General features: G+C 36.2%; 10 protein-coding genes and 1 other RNA gene. 7 read left to right on the top strand and 4 right to left on the bottom strand.

Annotation, left to right across the window (positions count from 1 at the left end; all coding sequences use genetic code 11):
• The first annotated feature begins 149 nt into the window (after window positions 1-149).
• Both EGI26_RS18070 and EGI26_RS18075 read left to right on the top strand, forming a co-directional pair.
• The gene (locus tag EGI26_RS18070; protein WP_255080472.1) at window positions 150-1094 is read left to right on the top strand and encodes a carbon-nitrogen hydrolase family protein; all 945 of its coding nucleotides are present in this window, start codon (window positions 150-152) and stop codon (window positions 1092-1094) included.
• A 102-nt stretch (window positions 1095-1196) separates the two neighbouring features.
• On the top strand, window positions 1197-2267 hold the full coding sequence (locus tag EGI26_RS18075; protein WP_255080473.1) for a M42 family metallopeptidase: 1071 nt from the start codon (window positions 1197-1199) through the stop codon (window positions 2265-2267).
• A gap of 51 nt (window positions 2268-2318) precedes the next feature.
• On the opposite strand, the gene EGI26_RS18080 is transcribed toward EGI26_RS18075, so the two are convergent.
• Window positions 2319-3995, bottom strand: coding sequence for a PQQ-dependent sugar dehydrogenase (locus EGI26_RS18080; RefSeq protein WP_255080474.1), 1677 nt, complete (start codon window positions 3993-3995; stop codon window positions 2319-2321).
• Between the two features lie 295 nt (window positions 3996-4290).
• Here EGI26_RS18080 and ssrA point away from each other — a divergent pair.
• Window positions 4291-4668: a transfer-messenger RNA gene (gene ssrA / locus EGI26_RS18085) on the top strand.
• Window positions 4669-5280: 612 nt separating this feature from the next.
• Here ssrA and EGI26_RS18090 read toward each other — a convergent pair.
• The gene (locus EGI26_RS18090; RefSeq protein WP_255080475.1) at window positions 5281-5928 is read right to left on the bottom strand and encodes a response regulator transcription factor; all 648 of its coding nucleotides are present in this window, start codon (window positions 5926-5928) and stop codon (window positions 5281-5283) included.
• 67 nt (window positions 5929-5995) lie between these two features.
• Complete coding sequence (locus EGI26_RS18095) at window positions 5996-9166, bottom strand: two-component regulator propeller domain-containing protein (protein ID WP_255080476.1); 3171 nt, start codon at window positions 9164-9166, stop codon at window positions 5996-5998.
• Window positions 9167-9432: 266 nt separating this feature from the next.
• Between EGI26_RS18095 and EGI26_RS18100 the strand changes: the two genes are divergently transcribed.
• The 4 genes from EGI26_RS18100 (at window position 9433) to EGI26_RS18115 (ending at window position 15510) form a co-directional block, all read left to right on the top strand.
• On the top strand, window positions 9433-9765 hold the full coding sequence (locus tag EGI26_RS18100) for a LytTR family DNA-binding domain-containing protein (RefSeq protein ID WP_255080477.1): 333 nt from the start codon (window positions 9433-9435) through the stop codon (window positions 9763-9765).
• Between the two features lie 51 nt (window positions 9766-9816).
• Window positions 9817-12330 carry a 3-coathanger stack domain-containing protein gene (locus tag EGI26_RS18105; protein ID WP_255080478.1) on the top strand — a complete coding sequence of 838 codons (2514 nt, stop codon included), beginning with the start codon at window positions 9817-9819 and terminating at the stop codon, window positions 12328-12330.
• 936 nt (window positions 12331-13266) lie between these two features.
• The gene (locus EGI26_RS18110) at window positions 13267-14970 is read left to right on the top strand and encodes a hypothetical protein (RefSeq protein ID WP_255080479.1); all 1704 of its coding nucleotides are present in this window, start codon (window positions 13267-13269) and stop codon (window positions 14968-14970) included.
• Window positions 14971-15171: 201 nt separating this feature from the next.
• On the top strand, window positions 15172-15510 hold the full coding sequence (locus tag EGI26_RS18115) for a DUF6984 family protein (protein WP_255080480.1): 339 nt from the start codon (window positions 15172-15174) through the stop codon (window positions 15508-15510).
• Between the two features lie 114 nt (window positions 15511-15624).
• Here the strand turns inward: EGI26_RS18115 and EGI26_RS18120 are convergent, their stop codons facing one another.
• Window positions 15625-19272, bottom strand: coding sequence for a PVC-type heme-binding CxxCH protein (locus EGI26_RS18120; protein WP_255080481.1), 3648 nt, complete (start codon window positions 19270-19272; stop codon window positions 15625-15627).
• Window positions 19273-19280: the final 8 nt, after the last annotated feature.

A 19280-nucleotide genomic window follows, 5' to 3' on the forward strand; every position in this document is an offset into this window, starting at 1 on the left:
TTTAAAGGTTGAATAATTTGGAAATCAGTCTCTTTGAATGATTTCTTTGACTGCAATTTATCAATTTCGGAATCAATTATCTATTTCGATGGTAATTTTCTTGATTGTATGCTTTAGATTTGATAATCGATTAAACCAGAAAAGAGATTTTGGAAAACAGAAAAATTAAAGTGGGTGTGGTTCAGGCCACACCAGCTTTGTTCAACATAGAGAAAACAATAGAAATTGTAATTTCGTGGATAGAAAAAGGAGCAAAAGAAGGCTGTGAATTGTTACTATTCCCAGAGTCGTTTATCCCCTGTTATCCCCGTGGACTAACTTTTGACGCGGTTATTGGCAGGCGTTCTAATAAAAGCCGTGATCAATGGCTCAAATATTGGAACAGTAGTCTGGATTTGAATCCTGAAAGTACATCTGCGAAACATGTTTCTAGATTAAGCGAAGCCATCAAAAACGCCAATATTTTTGTTGCTTTGGGAGTAACCGAGAAAGAATCGTTAGGTGGTTCATTGCATTGTTCACTGTTGTATTTTGGTAAGGATGGAAATTTGCTCGGGAAACACAGAAAACTAAAACCAACTGGCTTAGAAAGGTATATTTGGGCTGAAAGTGATGGTTCAACACTTACAACCCTCGATACTGAAATAGGTAAAATAGGTGGACTTATTTGTTGGGAAAACTATATGCCTTTGGCCAGAATGGCCATGTATAACAAAGGCGTGGAGATTTACCTCGCTCCCACTGCTGACAGTCGAGAATCTTGGCAATCTACCATGCAGCACATTGCTTTGGAGGGTAGATGCTTTGTTTTGGCGGCCAATCAATTTGTTAGAAAATCTGATTATCCAACTGATTTTATAGAAGATTTGGCAAATGAGCCGGAAATAATGTGTGCGGGCGGAAGTGTAATCTTGTCACCTATGGGCGAAGTTTTGGCTGGTCCATTATGGAACCAAGAAGGATTACTAACCGTAGAATTGGACTTTTCGGTGTTGGCAAAAAGTAAATTGGATTTTGATGTAATTGGACATTATGCCAGAAATGATGTTTTTAATTTTGGTGTAAATAAGCAACCAGAAACCTTGAGAGTATAGTCATTAGGATATACCAAGAATCTATTTTTTATCAAAATAATTCAGGTTTTCTCTTTCATCAAAAATATGCTTGCTATTTTTGTTCTGAACAAATTCTTTTAAATGGAAAATAATATAAAATTTCTTTACGAATATCTCAATAACGCCTCTCCTACTGGTTTTGAGTCTACTGGTCAGCAGATTTGGCTAGATTATATGAAACCTTTCATCGATGAAAATATCGTGGATGTTTACGGAACAGCCGTTGGATTAGTTAATCCTGGTAAGGAATACAAAGTGGTTATCGAAGCCCATTCGGATGAGATTTCGTGGTTTGTAAACTACATAACTGACTCTGGCTATATTTACGTAAGACGTAATGGTGGATCAGATCATCAGATTGCTCCTTCGATGCGGGTAAATTTACATACACGCAAGAATGGTATTGTGAAAGGTATTTTCGGTTGGCCAGCTATACATGTGCGTGATTCTGCCAAGGAAGAAACTCCTAGCTTAAAAAATATATTCATTGATGTGGGTGCTTCCACCAAAGCTGAGGTAGAAGCCATGGGAATTCATGTGGGTACGGTGGCCACTTTTGAAGATGGTCTTATGGAATTGAACGAGAAATTCTACGTAGGCAGGGCTTTGGACAATAGAATTGGTGGTTATATAATAGCCGAAGTGGCCAGAAAACTGAAAGAAAACAAGGTAGAATTACCTTACACGCTTTATGTGGTGAATGCAGTTCAGGAAGAAATAGGTTTACGAGGCTCAGAAATGATTTCGAGAAGATTAAAGCCTGATGTGGCAGTGGTTATAGATGTAACGCACGACACGCAATCGCCGATGTATGACAAGAAAAAAGATGGTGATATAGCTTGCGGTAAAGGTCCAACACTTTCTTATGGCCCTGCTGTTCAGAATAATCTATTAAATATGATTATTGATTTGGCTGAAGAAAAGAAAATTCCTTTCCAAAGAGCTGCCGTAAGCCGTTCGACGGGTACGGATACCGATTCTTTCGCTTATTCGGCTGAAGGTGTGGCCTCGGCATTGATATCTTTACCGCAGAAATATATGCATACTACTGTAGAAATGGTACATAAAGAGGATGTGCAGGCCTGTATCGATTTGTATTATGAATTTTTATTAAACTTAAAAGCCGGTACAGATTTTAGGTATATTAAGTGATTTTTTTGCCACGAATACACGAATATTATTGGTGTATTCGTGGCATTTTTCTTACTCACAACCCACAACCTTGTAAATCTTCCCATCAGTTTTGGTATAAACATAGATTTCTCCATTCGCTCCTTGACCAAACCTTAAGTCGGTTTTGTTGTTTTTACAGATATTTCTAAAGTTGTCTATTTTTCCATCAAATTCTAAAGCAAACTCTTGAATATTAGTCATTTGCCCAAGATTAAGATCTTTGTTTTCAACAAATAATACCTTTCCGTTGACTATATCTCCGAAAATATACTTTCCTCTTAAGGCAGGAATCTCGTTTGCTGTGTAAACATATCCAGCAGAAATGGCATAGCCTTCGTCGTGGTCATATTGTGCTGACGGCCAGGTGTAAGATTTTGTATTCCCTTTTAAATCAAACACTTGCTTCATATTCGCCTCAGGCTTTATAATAAAAGTACCTTCACGGTAAGGCCAACCGTAATCCAAGCCTTTTTGGCCAATATTTAGCTCTTCTACATTTGTATGGCCAATATCAGAGATAATCATTTTACCATCTGGTGACCAATAGATTCTGTTTGGATTTCTAAAACCCCTACAAAAAACTTCACCTGCCATTTCCTTATTATTAGCGTTTGGATTGGAGGCTGGAATGCCGTAATTGCCATTTTTTGAATTGTTCCCCGCTGGGTCTATTCTCAAAACTGAGCTCCAGGGCGTAGAAAAAGAATTGCAGATGAAAGGAAAACCATTTTCAGAGGCTCCACCGTCACCAATTCCAATGTAGAGCAAGCCATAATCTTCATCACCGGCTTTAGAGTTTGGATTAAACGCGATTTCTTGCATACCATGTATTTGCGAAACCATATCGATTCTGAACAGTTCTCGCCTTGTTCCTTCAAAAGTTTCAGCTTCGGGATTGTTAGTTTTCCACTCTGTCAATACCCATTGAAGTGTTACTTTGATGCTGTCGGCATATCTAAAATCTGCTTTTCTCGACTTTGCCTTTTCTGAATGTGCCGTATAAAAAAGGCCATTTTTTAGAAATTCTGGATGAAAAGCATAAGAACCCAAACCAGTGGCCAATCCTGGAACATGAATGTATTCGGGTACCATTTTCTTGAAGTCAAGGTAAGGGTTGAGTTCTTTTTCGTTAAAATGATAAACTATTCCCCTCAAATCAGAGAGAAAAACTTTCTTTGGGTCATCGTTCAGCACGACCATTGTGTTAATTCTTGCCAAAGGAATTTTATCACTGGTAGCAGGTGCGGTGTACAGATATTTGAGTTTTAAAGTTAATTCAGACTTTTTAATAGGTTCAGGAATTGGATTTTTTAGCCCATCTGGCGAAAGTGCTTTTCGTGGGTCCGGTTTAGCCTGTTTACTGTTTATAAATGCCAGCAGATTCTCTACTTCTGCTTTTTTGAGATGAGCAAAAGCTGGCATGGCAATGGTTCTCTTATCGAAATTGGGCTCAGTATCCATTGCTTTTTGAGGATTTTTCAGGTAACTAATCAACCAGTTTTTATCTCTCTTTTTCAATGTCTGAGACAATTCCGGTCCAATACCATTTTGAGTAAAATTATGACAAGCAGCACATTGAATCTCGAACAATTCTTTACCGCTCTGAATGCTCTCAGCCGCCAAATTGTAAGGGTTTTGTGAAAAAGAATTGTGGCCAAAAGTAAAAAATATAAGAACAAAAGCAGTTTTCAGAAATTTCTTTGACATTTCGATTTGAAAGGTTGAATATTTTCGAAAAATACATTTTTTTTCTGAGAACACATTTCTTTTCTCTATTTTAAAGTAGCTTGAAAATGGAACACAGATGATACTGATATTGAAATACCACAGATTTGCACAGATTTTTATACTGAACTCTTTTAACTATTTTCTTAAACTTATCAATTAATTATTACCACAGTGCGATTGCACTTAACATTTTTATTTTTAAGTCATTGATAATTTCTTTGCTTTTTATGAAAATTGAACCATTTGACGTAGTTTTGCATTCTGTTCTTACAATGGGGGCGACCGGTTTTGACGGCATGATGCCATTGCGAGTATAAGCATGTATGGAGTTGGTGGAAGGTCTCCATTCAAAAAATCTACCGAACAATAACTGGCAATACATCGTATGCCATGGCTGCTTAATTTCGGAGTAAATTAGCATTCGCCATCGTTCCTCTTTTGCTAACCTCTGTTGCGGGAGATAAAGGAGCGTCGAAAATAGAGAGGCGTTTTAAAGCGGACTTCTGACTTTAAAATAGTAAACGAGAAGATAAGGATTGGGTTAGGTAGGTCGGACGGCTTCCCAATTTCGAAAAGTAAGACCGAATAAACATGTAGAAGGCTCGACAGTAGCCGTGTTCGGACCAGGGTTCGAATCCCTGCGTCTCCACTTTTTAAAACCGTAACTATTTAACTAATAAGTAGTTGCGTTTTTTCATTTCAATTTTAGTCCACATTTAGCCCATGACGCAGATAAGATTTTACCGTTCAGGTTCTTTATCAAAACTAGGCTGTTGGCCAAGAGCTTTTGCATCTGGGGTTCCGGTTAAATAATAAACCACATATTGATATATTCTACCTTGACTTATGGCGTAATCACCCCAAGTGAAAGACTGAATCGGTTATTCATTGGTGTCTTACTTTATAAATGAGAATCATACTACAAAACTGTCGAAAGCAGGGGTTTGTATTAACACATGAGTATTTTGTCCGTAATCACCATTTAGGCTAAAAATAAAAATAACCCTGCAATCTATTTAATATCAATGGTTTAAGAAACAAGTCTAGTTAAGCCTCTGTTTTAAGATACGATAAAAACTATCTCAAAAACCCATCTTTAATATTTGTATTTCAGTCTCATAAATCAAAATATCATTTACTCTTGCACATATTGAATTTATGAGATATAATTTTTGCTACTATTGATTTTAGGTCAAATGGTGAAGTTAACCCAACTTAGGAAAAATAACCATTGCTCTTGCGATTTGGCAAGATTTTTTAGTAATTAATCCATTTTTATCAGTCCTTTATTGATTGCAATAGAAACCGCCCCTCCTACTGATTCAACTTTGAGTTTACTATAAATATTTGAAATATGAGTATTGACAGTTGCATACGAAATAAAACAAGCCTCAGCTATCATTTTATAGCTGTATCCCATTGCTAAATATTTTAATACTTCAAGTTCTCTTTTGGTAAGTTCAAAATCTGACTTACTAAAAATTTTGTCTTGTATTTTTATTAGCGATAGTACTTTTTTTGCAATTACGGGACTCATCGGGGCCCCACCTTCCATTACTTCACGCATTCCATCTAACAGTTTATTTGGTGCAGTCTGTTTGAGTATATAACCGTCGGCTCCTGCACAAATGGCACTAAATACTTTATCGTTGTCTTCAAATATCGTTTGCATTATGATTTTTAGGGTAGGGTATTTTGTTCTTATTAGCTTTACGCCTTCAATTCCATTTACAAAAGGCATATCAATATCCATCAATACTAAATCAGGCTGGCTAAGAGCAATCCTATCCAATACATGTCGGCAATCTTCAAACTCACCCACACATTCCATGTCATCTATCATTGAGATAAATATGCGTAAGCTATCTCGGCGACTTTTATTATCATCAAAGACTACTATTCGGTATTTCATGCAACAAAATTAAGGCAATTAACCCATTTCAAAAATCATTGATTATAATGATTTTTATACTTATACATCATATATTTATGCTAAACTGAACGGTCGTACCTTCATTTGGGCTTGAAATAATGCGAATATAGCCGTCAGATTCCTTTGCCCGTGAATGCATATTTGTAATACCATTACCACCCATTTTGGGCTCAAAATTGTTTTCATTTAACATACCATTTCCATTATCAGTCACTACAAGCAACAGTTTTTTGTCGGTATTGGACAACTTTATACTTAAATGGGTGCAATTTGAATGTTTTAACGAATTGTTTACAGCTTCTTTAAAAATAAGATATATATTTTTACGCTGTAACATGGTGATATTTATTTTGACATTATCTAAATTGTTTTCGAGATTGAGTTTAATATCTGTCGCCTCGGTTACTGAGGAAGCATAGGCTCGCATTCTATTGATAAGATTGTCAAAAGAGTCATTAGCTGGGTTTAAACTCCAAACAATATCATTCATAGTCGCCATCATATTGATGGTGCTATCAGATATTTTGTCGATAATTTCTGATTGATATTTCGGCAGATTCTTCAAGGACTTTGATAATGCCGAGCTATAAATGCTTACACTACTGAGTGTAGAGCCTATTTCGTCATGTAAATCTTGGGCAATACGATTACGGAGTTTTTCCAGTTCAACCGCTTTTGAAACCCTATTTTGAAAAAACAGATAAAGTAAGGCTATAAAACTCATAAAAATAATAGCGTAGAACCACCATGTTTGCCACCATGCCGGTTCTATTACTAACTCCATTTGTGCTGGTTTGCTCCATACGCCATCGCCGTTATGTCCAGATACTATAAAAATATATGAGCCTGGTTCAATATTGGTGAAGATAGCTTCGTTTTTCTTGCCATTTTCTACCCAATCATTATATAAACCTACCAACTTATACCTGTAATAATTGGAAGCTGGGTTTTTAAGGTCTAACAAAGCATAATTGAAACTTACCATACTTTGATTGTGATGTAAAGTAATTTTTTTGGTGTATTCTATTGCTTTGCTTATGATTTGTTCTTTTTGGGTATCTTGATTATCAATATCTATTTCCTTGTTCAAGATTTTAAGCCCATTGATGATAATTTTTGCAGGAGGTGATAAAGTGTAAAAATCTTCTGGATTGAAATGGATATTAAATCCAACTCCGCCAAGATATATTTCACCTGTATTTGATTTACTAAATTGATAGCGATTGAATTCATTTCCTTCCAAACCATGAGATTTATCAAAGTTTCTGCACATCAATGTATTTGGATTAAAAAGGCAAAGTCCATTGTTGGTACTCAGCCATAAATTTTTATGTTTGTCACTTTGTATAGAATATATCACATTGTTTGGCAAGCCATTTTTAATAGTATAAATTGTAATGATGCCTGTTGTTTTATCAAGACGGTTAAGCCCACCGCCCTCTGTACCTATCCAAATATATTTTTGTGGTTGATTTGGGTCAAGGCATACACTTAGTAATTTATTCAACGATAGAGATTTGTTTTTTTCTCCACCTTCGCTATATACTTTCCATTGACCCGTTTCGGGTGAAAGTGCAAATAAGCCCATGGTGGTTGCCAACCAAATTGTTCCGTCTTGGTCTTCGACCCAATCACTAACTGTTCTTTGTTCTGAGGGCGATTTTTGAAGAATTGGAAGGATAAATTCTTTAGTCGTTTTACCACCCTGCTCAAATAAATATATTTTAGCAGTATCTACTCTGCTATGTTCTGCTGCCCAAATTCGATTTTTTTTATCTGAAAAAATCGGCTGAAAATCTCTAAATCCGTTATCAGAAACAGTTGATTTTTTTTCTTTCATTATGCTGTAAGCTCCAGAAATTGCATTCATTTTAAAAATTACTGTGTTTTTATTCAATATATTGCTCATTGCATACCAATAATTGCCATTGCCATCTGCTGCAAAATGTTCTTTATATTCAGAATTTCTAAAGCCTTTTTCAAATAAGCCTGTTCGTTCAATCTTATTAGCCCAATCTGCAATTAGAATGGGGTCGTATACTGCATTGAGTCCTTTTTTTGAAATGCGAAAGGGCCACGCATAGTAAAAATTTTTGGTGGGATAAGATTTTACTTTTTTGAAATAAATATAGGTTGGTGATATTTTAAACAAACCCCAGCCATTAGACCCCAGCCAAATGTTCCCTTGGTTATCTACTTTTGCTTTAAGCATGATTGCACCGTCATTCAAACCAATTGACTTTGGCACAACTAATTCAAATGAAGCAGTTTTTGGGTTAATTCTAAAGTAATATTTATTTTTAAAACTCGACCAAATATTCCCCTCACGGTCGGCAAATACCAAGTTTGAAAAAGAATAAGGAGCTGGCAAGACAAGCCATGGCAAAAATTTATTTGTAGTATTATCAAATTGTAAAATGCGATTTTCCAATACTAAACATATTTGTTTGGTATGAGGGTTTTCCCATAACCTTTCTGTTGTTAAGAAATCATTTTGTAGCGGTATATCTATCAATATTTGCTCTAAACCTTTGGCTGAATAGCGAAAAATGTTTTTCCCGCTTTTTATCCAAATCAAGCCATTGGATTGACAAATTATTCTTTTATAAAAAAAATTGCCTTTAAAAGCACTATTAAGACCCGGGTACAAATCTTCAATTTCTCTTAAGTGAATGCCTTTTTTTGATGTATTTAATTCTATTATTTTTAAATTTTCGCCAATCCATATAATTATACGACCATTGCCAACACTTTGTATCGAAGTAATATTATGTAAACCTGAGCCTTTCTCATTTAATTCATTAAGGCCAATATGGGTAAAAGTTTCTGTGGTAGGGTCAAAACAATCTAAACCGCTGTTATAAGTGCCTGCCCAAATTCGATTCTTTTCATCTACATATAAGGCTGATACAAAATTATCTGCTATAGATTTAGGGTCTTTTGGCGTATGCCTGTACACTTTAAAATTATTCCCATCAAAACGGTTCAAGCCTTCTTTGGTTGCCACATAAAGATAGCCCAATTGGTCAACTACCATATCATTTATCATGCCTTGAGATAGCCCTTCGGTTGCCGACAAATGTTGCATCGCTATTTCCCTTATTTCATTTGAACTTTGGTGCAAATCACTTTTCTCGGCTTTTAGATTTGCTGCACCTATCAAAATCACAAAAGAGGTAATCAAAATCTTTGAAAGAAGCTGAATAAATGGTTTCATAAAGTGCTATTAGATTTTGTACTCCCCAAAACTCATGAAAATCATTGTCTTTTTCACCAATATTAAACAAAAATCATTGAAATCAATGATTTTTTACGCCAACATTTATCAAAAATCATTAGAACCAACGATTGACGAGGGGGATAGCATAACGATAATTTTGCAATGAAAAAATAGTTGGGATAGCTTAAAAAAAATAGTTTTAAATTAAACGAGATGGTTTACAAAAAACAAATTGGCATAAAAATCTTAATAACACTTTTGCTATGAAATCTAACGAACTCATTCACCTCGGCAGCAGAAAAAACATTCCACCAGATAGAATTCTGATGCTAAAATCCGACACCAATTATACCATCATCTATCTGGATGACGGCAGCCGCATATTGTCTTCAACCACATTGGGGATTATAGAAAAACGACTAGAAGGATTTGATTTTTTTCGAACCCATCGCTCTACCATTATCAACCTTCGGTTTGTCAGTAATTATGAAAGAATAAAGCAGACCAGTGAGCTTTTACGGATTTTCCTGAAAAACAAAGAAGAAGTACCCCTTTCCCGTAGAAAAACTATCGCTTTTCTGAAAATTATGGAGTAAAATTTTAGGTATTTTCTAAATCAAACGCTAAACTCAAAATTCGATATTTCAATGAAAACAATATCTACAAAAAACACCCTAAGCATCATTGCCATTTTATGCTTTGTGCTCTACTCCGAAATGAGTCATGCTCAATGGACAGCAAATATCCATAGTAATGTTTGGAATCTCGACTTTGGCACAGTGAAAGTAACCAGCTCAGTTGGTAGTGTGGCTGGCAATAATAATTATGCGGGTAAATTATATTATGGTGCAGACATTAATGCTGATATTAATATAGCAGCCACTAATGGTTGGATAGCACAAACTATTAATACTACCAGTGCAGGAAATCGCTTCAAAGCCACCGCAGGGCAGCCTGTAACTATTTCTCTCGAATTTGATTTTCGCAGTGATACTTATAATTCGTTTGTATTAGATAGACCTGCTGCTTACAGCGGCGGCGGTTCTTACACAAATCCATTACCGGGCGGAATCGGGAAAAATGAGCAAGCTAATACTTACGATGCCAACATTGGCATTCCATTTATTGAAAGAATAGATGGTCCGCCATTAAATGGTGATTTATACAGATATCAAGGTACTTATACTTTTTCGGGAGCTCGGTCAGAGGCGTGGTTGGTATTTCAATTCATAACTTTTAGAGGTGAAGTTCAGGAACGAGTAACGATGGTATTGCCGTTCATTGTAGATGGTGTAAAAGTCCCAACCGTTCCCTTGCTTACAAATACTTCTGGGCAGCCACGCATCATTACTCAACCTTCGCTACCAGTTATGGTACTTCATGCCCCACCAGGCGACCAAAGTTATAGCAGATTCACCATCAATAAAAACTCTTGTCAATCGGTAGAAAATAGTATTACAACAGATTTAGCCACTACGGGTTTTGGTTCAGTAAAATTCGGTACCAAAGGCACAGTAGGCTTTATAGTGGAGGTTGAGGTGGAAGCAACCATTGAGTTTTCGGCATCTTCAACACAGGGAAGTTCTAATGTAATAAGGAAAAATAAGGAAACCTGTATATCCTCCACAACTGGCTTTGGAACAACACCGGGTTCGCGTGAAGACATATTTGTGTGTGAAGGGCTTGATTTTTATTATGGTGTTTATGATATGTTGGTAATTAACCCTACCAATTATAGCACTTCTGTAAAAAAGGGGCTTGTTATGACACCCGTTGATGGCTCACAACGACTCAATTTTCTTACTCGTAGTGGTATTTTAAATGAAATTGAAGCTTTTAGGTTAGATACGCTTAATACCGCACTTAGCCTAAAACAACGAATAATTGCGAAGAATCAATTAAACGTTTGGAAGCAGCTCATAGCCCTCAATGATGCCAATATTGCCAATGCAACCGTGCCAACAACTCCTAATTTTGGCTTATTATCTTTATCTGGTGGAGCTACTTTTGATAATTCAACAAGTGTCAGTACCAGTGTAACCAATTCCATTGTAGTGGATAATTACATTGATGGGAACTTTGGCGTACAAGGGGTTTTAAATGTTGGAGGCTCGGGTATTTCGGCTGGTGTAAATTTTCGCTCCAGCAAAAGTTATGGAGCAACCAGTAGTGTTACCAGTAGCAATACCCAAACCATGAGTATGCACTTAGAAGATGACGATATTGGAGATTTATTAAAAATCAATATTTACCAAGACCCCATGTTTGGTACACCTGTTTTTAAACTCCAAAACGATAGCAGAACAAGCTGCCCCTTCGAAGGTGGCTACCAAAGAGACCAACCGTCTTTACAGATTGTAGGTTCGACTCAAAATACCATTACGATTCCGGATATCACACTTGGCTCACCTGCTCAATTTCAAATAAAAGTGTGTAATAATAACGTTACCGAACAACGAACCTATAATATGGGATTTGTTTCGCAATCAAATTCAAGTGATTTATTGATTACAGCCGCAGGAAGTACAGGCTCACAATTTGGTTCGTTTACTGTTCCTGCTAATACTTGTAGAGTTGAAAATTACGATGTAAATATTTCTCGAAGATATCCAACGAGTGATGTGAATTTTGAAAATCTCGAATTTCAATTATTTCCAACTTGCCAACCAAGCATAAAATCAAGTGTTTTTGCCAATGTCAGTTTTGCAGCACCACCTCTTCCAACAGGAGTCGCAACAAACAAAACCGAATTATGTACTGGTACACCTGTTATTTTAACTGCAAATTGTGCGGTTACAACAACGCCAACTTGGTACACGCAAGCAGTAGGTGGTTTTCCAGTAGCAGTTGGTTCGAGTGTTACAGTAAATCCAAGTGTTAATACAACTTATTATGTAGGCTGCGAAACAGTCAATTATGTGCGAGATAGGGTTGCTACAAAGTTAGTTTTGGTAGGTAATCCTTCAACGGTTTTGAATTTGACTTCAAACTTTACAAATAGTACTTTTCAAATTGCTACCACAACCCTCACAGCGAGCAATAAAATATTCTCGCCTGCAAGTGTTACCTACAAGGCTGGAAATTCACTGACTTTCAGTCCAGGCTTTGAAGCGAAAGCCGGTACAAATTTTACTGCAAAAATTGGCGGATGTTTGAATTGATTCGAAAAAATCACAATTCTCCTTAATTCGTCAAGATTTAAGGAGAATTGTCTTATTATATTAAATAATTTTATCTGATTTGCAACATAGCAAAAGTATCTATTTCTTGATTAAAACATTGATTTTGAAGTTTTTAATGTAAAATGGCAAATTTGGAAAAAGTTTTGGTTGAGAAACTAAATCAACTTATTTAGGATAATTTAGATAAGCCAAATTTTTCAACTGACAGTATTTGTCATGAATTGGGCATTAGTAGAACCAAATTTTATCGCGTTATAAAAAATTCTACACTTGTGCTTTTGAATGATTACACTGGCGAAAAACTAAGAATAATTGATAGAGCTGATTATAAAGCTGGTATCTATAATGTTGAAATTGAAGTCTCTACTCTTGTTAAGGGTCACTATTATTTACAATTGACCACGGATGAAAAGAAAACCTATCAGAAAATATCAATTAAATAAACAGAAAGAAATTTTATCAAATAGATTATTCATCAAAGGTGCATTTGTGGCTTTATCCTAACATGAATTACTAATTTTGTAAATTCCAAATTCCCTTAAATGGGGTAAATTAAAAGAAAGTAGATAAACCGTTGCAGGTCAGTTATAAATTTTGAAATAGACTGTATATTTGAATATCCCTGCGTCTCCACTTCAGTAACACGCTTTTTATAAGCGTGTTATTTTATTTTAAAATCACAATATAATACTATTTTGAAACTTCTTTTGATTTTCAACATTCACTCGTATGGTGGTTTTCTTACGTTCTTTTCTTGACGCTAAATGAAACTTCAACTTAAGGGTCTTTGAATAATTAAAATAGCATATTTACAGGATTAAATCAAAAATATTGTTTTTTTGGCACATTATGTGATATACAATAAAAGTAACTAAAATTATCAAAAGATATTTCTTTTGATTTTTACCTAATAAAATGAATATTTTAAAACTTATTTTCCTAGTATTTTTACCCACATTAGTCTTATCTAAGGGATCTTATCCTACAACTATAGAAACCAAAAGTGAGCTAATTATTGCAGACAGGTTCTTGATGAATATTTGCTTAAATTCAAATCATAGTTATGAACTATTGATTCCTGTGGTTGATCCCGATGAAATCGAAGTAGGAAAATGGACATTATTACCAGGGAGCATTTTGGTTATAAAGAAAACTAATAATACCTATTGGTTAATGCAAACCGATGAAAATAGGAGTTATTATTTAATTAGGGGTTTAAATTTCCTATTTAACTCAGATGTTCAAATTTCAAAGGCAATCAACAAAAACAAACTATCAAACGAAATAACAGGACAAAATGGCTTATTACCTTCAAAAAGTGGGAATTTGCCTTCAAAATGGGAATCAGCATGGTGGGTATCAAATGGCTTTTCGAGAAACTCCAAAGGAGAATTTACTAAAACGATTGAGAATCAAAACCCAATTTCTACAGTGCCCCCAGTTGATGCAGACAGTACAAAAATATCACCTATACCTCCAGTTATAAATCCTCCAATAGATTCTACATTAACTGTAATAGTGCCGCCCAAAGAAGAAATTATTACTAATTCAGCTAAAATTAAAATACCAGTAGGTGCCATAATGTGGGACGGATGGTATAGAGATTATTGGAATGATGAAAACCCTCCTTATGATTTATTGATAAATCATGTATCAAAATCAAGGCTTGTAGCAACAGAATGGATGGATAAATTTCGAGTTGTTCCTTTTTATGGCCAATATCATGAGCCCGAAGCAATTAAAATACGATATAACGTAAAGTGGAGTCCTGAATTAGGACGGAATACTTTTGACGAAATGGAGAGAAGCGTTCAAGTCAGGTATGATAAAACACAGGCAGACACTGATAGAGAAATTCAATATTATGCCGAATCAGGATTTGATTTCTTCTGTTTTAATTATTACAACAGCGACAGCCCACTGAGTGAAGCTAGATTACAATTTGTAAGTTCACAAAACAAACGTGGAATTAGGATGACATTCATGTTGGCTTCCAACAGAAGCAATGATGAGATAAATTATATTACTGATTTAATGCTGAAAGACTTTTGGTTTAAAATCGATAATAAGCCAGTTCTATATTTCAACAATAGAGATATGCAAGATTTGGACAAATATAAAAGTGCCTATTCTGCGAAAGGCGGTGGAGAAATCTATGTCGTTTATTACAGCATGGGAGGATACCCTGGAGAATTTGCTCAATATCAACAATTTAAAGCAAATGCTGGTAGCTCTTATTCACTGTTTATTGGGCAAGCCACAGCAGATATGTTGATAAAAGCCGAAGTTGAATCAAGAAACACTTGGATGGGACAATACAAAAACTCAAATATAAATCTTATTCCTGTTCTATCGACTGGTTTCGAAAACCTCCATAATAGAAGCTCGCTGGACGCCATTCAAGGTGCATATGTAGAAAGAGCCACGTTGCCACAGATAGAAGAAAAATTGGAATTAATGAAGATTTTCATAAAAGATCATCCTGAAAAAGTTCCAGCCATGCTTTGGTATGCTGGCAATGAGATATTGGAAAGCGGCAACCCAATTGTTCCGACAAAAAGACGCGATGGCTCTATTGACACTAGCATGCTTGATACTATCAAAAAACATCTAGAATAAAAAAACGCCATTCTCGAATAAAAAATGAAGCCATTTAGCGTAAAAAGCTAAATGGCTTTTGTTTTTCAAGTGGTTTATTTTTTTTACATTAAAGGCTTTTAATCAGAAAAATTTTATTTTTTTGAGAGATAGAAGAGCTTAATACAGATAGGTGGCTATAATTTTACATTGTTTTTCAAAACACAAAAAATCTGATTAATAATGACAGAAAGACGAAAAATAAAAGAGGAAGAAATCAATCTCATTGTTTTTTTACTAAACAAGGTTGGACTAACTGCAGATGAGTATCCCATCAATGAGTATGTTGACGAGTATGAAGGCTACGTAATGGGTAGCATTGGACTGGGGAATCCAGATGTTTCGCCATATGCCGGTGACCTAATTCAAGCCAAATATATTGATTCTGACAGCAAAGAGGTGGCCATAACCCTAACAATGGATGAAAACGGCCAATTGTTGGATTTGGATTTTTGGAAGGTAGATTTTTCGAAACTTTTAGTCTATCCCAAACCCGACGATTTGTTTTTTGCAGAAGAATGAAATGCTAAAAAAACAAAAAAAGTATCAGTAGTGATTTTATTTTCAGAAGACATTTTTGCCTCAAATCAAATAGAAAATCGTACTACTAATACTTTCCTTTTAAGCTCTCAAGCTTTATTTAACCACCTTCATCATACCATTCATCAATCTCCAGTGACCTGGAAATGTACAAACGTAAGGATAATTCCCAACTGTTTCTGGTGCTTTAAATGTTAATTTAAAACTTTGGTCTGGTGTAATCAATGGTGTTGAAAATAGAACTTCTGACAATGCTGGTACATAATTTTTCTCTGCTCCTTTTTCGTCCATCATCATTTTGTCTGCCGCAATTCCCACTTTTTCCATAGTTTTCGGTTTCACTATCACCAAGTTATGTTGCATAGCGTCAGGATTTTCAAAGGTAAGTTCTACCGTTTGACCTGGCTTTACAGTAAATTCGGTTACATCATACTTCATAGCCTCTCTTATGGCTTTAATCCTTACAATCTTAACTTCACCGTTTGGTTTGGTATCCTCTAATACTTTCCAGGCCGTTAAAAGTCTGGTTAGTCGTGTATCAGGTGTTTTGTTGAGATTTGTCAAGAAAACTTTATCTGCAGGTTTTACCTTTACATCTTTCAATCTGTAATTCCAACCCTCAGAAATGGCCTTCAAAACTGAACTTTTACCTTGTAAGTCTAAACTTTGAGAACGTTTCAGTAAAGCCACCAAAGAATCCACTGGAGCCACTGAAGCATAAGAACGAACTGACCTCTCCAAAGCAAATGAATTCATGTTTGCAGGTGCAGCAAAAGTTATTTTTTTGTTAGAATTGTTATTTCTTTCATTGCCCTCGGTTATTTCATTGTTTTTGTCCATTGCTACTCTGAGGTTATAATCTCCCACAATGTCAGCAAAGAATGAAATATTACCTACCCACGGGCCATTGATATTCTTGGTTATAGAAACGGTTTCGCCCGCTTTTATTCCTTCTTTATAATTTCTGCTCAATTGGTCCACTTTTATGCCCATTCCTTCAAAAGTCAAATCCAATTGTACAAATTTATCGGCAGGCAAATCTTGAGTTCCTTGATTTTTAACATCTACCACAACAGTAATTCTCTCTCTCGCAGATGGATTGGCTGGGTCAATTTTTATTTCAGATATGACTAAATCTACTCCCTCAACCTTGGTTTCTGCTTTGGCTTCCTGCATCATTTTGCTGTGATCATGAGCCATTGGAGCAACAGCTGCCGCTGGCTTTGCCATTTTTGCCGCTTTGAGCTGATTTCCAAGCTGTTTTTTCATAAGTTTTCCAGCGTTTGCGGACAAGACTGTAGCAAAAGCATCAGGTAGCCATCTATCTTCCACTTCTGTGGACTTGGCCATTCTTTCAAAAAATGCCTTTTCAGCTAATGAATTCATAGGAGATTTTGAAAGCAATAACAAGGTATTTAAGACCACCAAAGGCTCTTTATCATTCAAAAGGTCATTTTTAAGGACAGTTTCAATAGATTTTGCAGAGAAATCCATCACCTTCAAACCATTTTTACGGACATCCGAAGAAGAGTGTTTTAAAGCAATTTCTATCACATTCTCATCTATCGCATTTAAACCTTTCAGCGTCCAAAGTGCATGAATTGCTGGAGCATTTATACCAATTTCGTCCACCGATTGGTCTTTTAAAATATCAACCAAAGCGGGCACAACATCTTTTTGTCCTCTTTCTACCAATAGTCTCTGAGCTTGCATTCTCCAAAACATATTGTCGTTTTTCAAAGCAGACAAAAGCTCAGCACTATTGTTTTTCGATAACGTCAATGGCTTATATGCTGGAGCTTCTTTTGCCGAAACTCGGTAGATTCTACCATGGGTAAAATCCCTCAAATCAGTGTCATAAGCATTTCCTGCACCATTTTTAAAGTCTCTTGGAACAGGGTTATGTTGAATGATATAGCTGTACCAATCTGCCACCCAAACAGCTCCATCAGGACCCGTTTCAGCAAAAACTGGAGAAAACCACTCATCCGCACCTGCCATAAGGTTGAAACTTTCTTTGTCGAAATAGTCCGTGCCTTTTTTTATCAGATTATTTTGGTGAAGAACGTGTCCAGTTGGTTCTGCTACAAATGCTATTTTGTTCCAATATTTTTTCGGGAAAGACCTAGCTGTATAAAAATTATGCCCAGCCGCAGCCGTAAAACCTCCAAAAGCATCCACTTGTCTTACTTTCGGCGTGATAGGTTTCATGTCGCGGTGTGTGTCTGTGCTTCTGCTGCCATTGTCTACATTATTTTTTGAGTTGAAATAACTGTGCGGAATGGCCATGTACCAGCCATGAGAATTGTTGGCGGTTGAACCAAAAACATCGTTGGTTTCATTAAAACTCATGCCCCAAGTATTATTTGAGGTAGTGGTCATCCACTCCATTTTGCTTCCATCAGGCAAGAATCTGAAAAATGCCTGACCAAATTTAAGGGAATCACTTTTTGCCAATTTCCCATTAAATCCAGAATAACCCACACATCCCCAAATCCAGTTATCGAATCCATAATGAAGATTTGAAGGCCCCGCATGCGTGTCGAAAGTACCGAAACCTGTGAATAAGACTTTTTTTACATCAGCTTTATCATCCCCATCTGTATCCTGCAAGAATATCATATCTGGGGCTTGAGAAACTATCAATCCGCCATTTGCGAAAATCATCCCAGTAGGAATACTCAATCCGTCGGCCCATTTTGTAAATTTATCAGCCTTTCCGTCTTTGTCGGTATCTTCACATAATAAAATGTAGTCTGAACCGCCTTCTGGTTTACGTTCGTTGGGGTAATCTTTGGTAATCAACACAAACAATCTGCCTTTTTCGTCCCACGAAAGTGCAATTGGGTGCATCACGTTCGGTTCAGCAGCAAACATTTCCAGTTTAAATTCCACAGGAATCTGAATATGTTTCATAGATTCTTCTGGCGAAAGTGGAAATTGCTGCAATTGAACACCTGGACGTTGCTCATAGTTAGGCAGTTTTGCCTCACGATACTTGAAAGGTTCAGGATTTCTAGCATTAAAAGCGGCCAAAGCTTCATCATTTACCGACCATAAAATGGCTTTGTAAAGCATTTCTTGAAAACCTTCGTTTAACCAAGTGCGTTCGTCATGACCGTATGCAGTATAAAATACCTTTCCTTTTCCGTGGGTTCTTGTCCAAGTATAAGGCTCTGTTTTGGTATCCGGCTTGTCTTTAAACTGATCGGCTTTGATTTCTCTTGTGGCCAAAATGTTATTGTCAGCCTCCAATTTTGTATGCAAATACGTCTCGTCAAAAGCTTTAAAAGGCTTCAAACCTTGCATAATTGGGTGATTGGGCTGAACAGTTTGGGTAGTAATAGAATCCATGGTATGTCTCCAAAACTGGCCACCAACCAATTTTATGAATTCAGATGAGTTCCTAAAACAATATGAAGCACAGTGAATAGGCAAAAAACCTTTACCCGATGCCACAAAGTCAAGCAATGCTTTTTCTTGAGATGGGCTGATTTCATCCCAATTTGCAAAAAGCATAACAGCGTCATAATTATTAAGTGTTTTGGTGTTTAGGTCTGCCAAATCATCCGTGTAGGTAACGTTGATGCCTTTTGGCCCCAATGCTGCCATCAAAGATGGAACACGCTCTATTGGTCTGTGGTGGCCATTATCACCTAAAAATAGGATTTCAAGCCTTCGTGCTTTTTGAGCGAAGGAAGAAACAAACGAAATGGTTAACAGAAAAATGAGTATTTTTCTCATTAGTTTTA

It is taken from the genome of Lacihabitans sp. CCS-44 (assembly GCF_024343735.1).
Classification (GTDB): domain Bacteria; phylum Bacteroidota; class Bacteroidia; order Cytophagales; family Spirosomataceae; genus Leadbetterella.